The sequence below is a fragment of the Anaerosporobacter sp. genome, from assembly GCF_965301125.1.
This window is the reverse complement of record NZ_CBDLAM010000304.1, coordinates 1-2,950: the sequence shown is the minus strand read 5'-3', so window position 1 is coordinate 2,950 and position 2,950 is coordinate 1. Positions and strand designations below refer to the sequence as shown.

Annotated in this window: 2 protein-coding genes; both read left to right on the top strand. The window is 33.6% G+C overall.

Annotated elements, in window-relative coordinates; genetic code table 11:
- Positions 1 to 207: 207 nt before the first annotated feature.
- Positions 208 to 1,518 (top strand): DUF512 domain-containing protein, encoded by a 1,311-nt coding sequence (locus ACW2QF_RS19105; RefSeq protein ID WP_455717609.1) that lies wholly within the window; start codon positions 208 to 210, stop codon positions 1,516 to 1,518.
- A gap of 218 nt (positions 1,519 to 1,736) precedes the next feature.
- Positions 1,737 to 2,950: ribosome biogenesis GTPase Der (gene der, locus ACW2QF_RS19100; RefSeq protein WP_455717608.1), on the top strand; the 1,214-nt coding region annotated here is incomplete at its 3' end.

Below are 2,950 nucleotides of genomic sequence, written 5' to 3'. Positions count from 1 at the left end.
TATCAAGTCTTGATACTTACTTAATGCTCGATTATTCTTAAGAGGAGAAAAACAACATTTTCCTCCACTCAAAACCTAGGTAAAAAGTAAGTTTACATTTACAGAATAAATTGGTATCATATAAGTTATGCATTTACATTATTGTATATGCATTGTTGAAGCATTGTTACACGGGATGACCGTACAGTATAGAAAGGAAAGAAAGCCATGTTAAAGAAAAACCATGTTATTAAAAGTGTGGCTGTAGGTAGTATTGCCGAGGAACTAGGAATTGAATCAGGCGATATGTTGCTAAGTGTTAATGGAAATGAGATTAAAGATGTATTCGATTATCATTATTTAATAAATGATGAATTCCTTGAGGTATTACTGCTTAAAAAGAATGGTGAGGAGTGGGAATTAGAGATTGAGAAAGAGTATCAAGAGGATCTCGGGATTGAATTTGAAGAAGGATTAATGGACAAATATCGTACTTGTCGTAATAAATGTATCTTTTGTTTCATAGATCAGAATCCGAAGGGGATGAGGGATACCATTTATTTCAAAGATGATGATTCTAGACTATCATTCTTACAAGGTAATTATATTACCTTAACCAATATGACAGACGAAGATATCGATCGAATTATTCTATATAAATTGGGTCCAATTAATATATCAGTTCATACTACAAATAAAGAACTTCGTATTCAGATGCTTAAAAATCGTTTTGCAGGAGAAGCATTAGATAAAATTAAGAAACTCTATGAGAATGGAATCGAGATGAATAGCCAAATTGTATTGTGCAAAGGCTATAATGATGAGAAGGAATTAGATAAAACAATTGAAGATTTATCACAGTATCTTCCTTATATGAAAAGTTTGTCTGTTGTTCCTATTGGAATGAGTAAACATCGCGATAGATTAACTAAGATAGAGAAATTCACGAAGGAAGATGCCCTTCATGTATTAGAACAACTGCATTCCCATCAAGAGAGAATGAAAGAGAAATATGGAACTCGATTTGTCTTCGCTAGTGATGAGTGGTATATTACTGCAGGACTTCCAATCCCTGATGCAGATTATTATGAAGGTTATGGACAAATCGAGAACGGTATTGGTATGGTACGATCTTTAACAGAAGAAGTACAAGATTATCTTAAGGAAGTTGAAGATAACGGTCAAACAAGAAGGATATCTATGGCTACTGGTAAATTAGCTGCACCATTTATAGAGGGGCTAGCAAGAGAAGTTACAAAAAAGTTTCCTCATGTGGAAGCAAAGGTATATACAATTGAAAATGAATTCTATGGTAAAGACATCACAGTAGCAGGGTTGCTTACAGGACAAGACATTATAAAGCAATTAAAAGGAGAAGACTTAGGAGAGTATCTAGTATTACCAAGTGTATTATTAAGAGATGATGAAGATGTATTACTCGATGATTTACGTATTTCAGATATAGAAAGAGAACTTGGAATTAAGATAAGAATCTGTAAGGAAGATGGAAAATCATTTGTAGAAACTATGGTATCTTAAGGTATAAATATAAAAATATTTTGAAAATCAAAATAAAAGTGTAAAATGAGATTAAAACAGTTTACAAAAACATCAATTATTGTTATTATGTTAGAAGAAGAAAACTAATTAAAATTATATAGACTGAACCCGATCTAATTTAATTAGAGAATAAAAATAACTGAATATTGCAGTTATTTTCAGATAGGAATATGGATTTAAGTTAAGGAGAAATAGAAATGAGTAAACCGATAGTAGCAATTGTAGGTCGCCCAAATGTTGGAAAATCTACATTGTTTAATGCTCTTGCTGGGGAGAAAATCTCAATTGTTAAGGATTATCCTGGGGTAACAAGAGATCGTATATATGCGGATGTCACTTGGTTAAATTATCAATTTACAATGATTGATACAGGTGGTATCGAACCAGAAAGTAAAGATTTAATGTTAAAGCACATGCGAACACAAGCAGAAATTGCAATTGAGACTGCTGATGTAATCTTGTTTATCACAGATGTACGTCAAGGTGTTGTAGATTCTGACTTTAGAGTAGCGGACATGCTTAGAAAATCGGGTAAGCCTGTTCTCTTAGTCGTTAATAAGGTAGATAGCTTTGAAAAGTTCATGCCAGATGTATATGAATTCTACAATCTTGGAATTGGTGATCCAATTCCTGTATCTGCGGCTTCTCGTCTTGGTATGGGTGATATGCTTGATGAAGTTGCAAAACATTTTCCACAAGGGGATGCAGAGGAAGAAGATGATGAAAGACCTCGTATCGCTATCGTTGGTAAACCAAACGTAGGTAAATCATCTATCATTAACCGTCTAGTTGGTGAAGAACGCGTTATTGTATCAGATATCGCAGGTACAACTCGTGATGCTATCGATACCGCTATCACGTGGGATGATAAAGAATATGTATTCATTGATACAGCTGGTCTTAGACGTAAGAATAAGATTAAAGAAGATTTAGAGCGTTATAGCATTATTCGTACAGTAACGGCGGTAGAACGTGCTGATGTTGTCATCGTTGTAATAGATGCAAGTGAAGGCGTTACAGAACAAGATGCAAAAATCGCAGGTATTGCCCATGAAAGAGGAAAAGGTATTATTATCGCTGTAAACAAGTGGGATGCTATTGAGAAAAATGATAAGACAATTTATGAGCATACAAAGAGAATTCGTGAGATTTTATCTTTCATGCCTTATGCAGAAATCGTATTTATATCAGCTAAAACTGGACAACGTGTTAACAAAATATTTGATGTAATGGATGTGGTAATTCAAAATCATGCACTTCGTATTGCAACTGGTGTATTAAATGAAATTTTAATGGAAGCAGTAGCAATGCAGCAACCACCTTCAGATAAAGGAAAACGTTTAAAACTGTACTATATAACGCAAGTAGCAATAAAACCACCTACTTTTGTTATCTTTGTGAATGATAAACA

What these genes read in the sequence shown, in the direction of transcription:
- ACW2QF_RS19105 (WP_455717609.1), top strand. Translation starts at nt 208, where the DNA reads ATGTTAAAGAAAAACCATGTTATTAAAAGTGTGGCTGTAGGTAGTATT.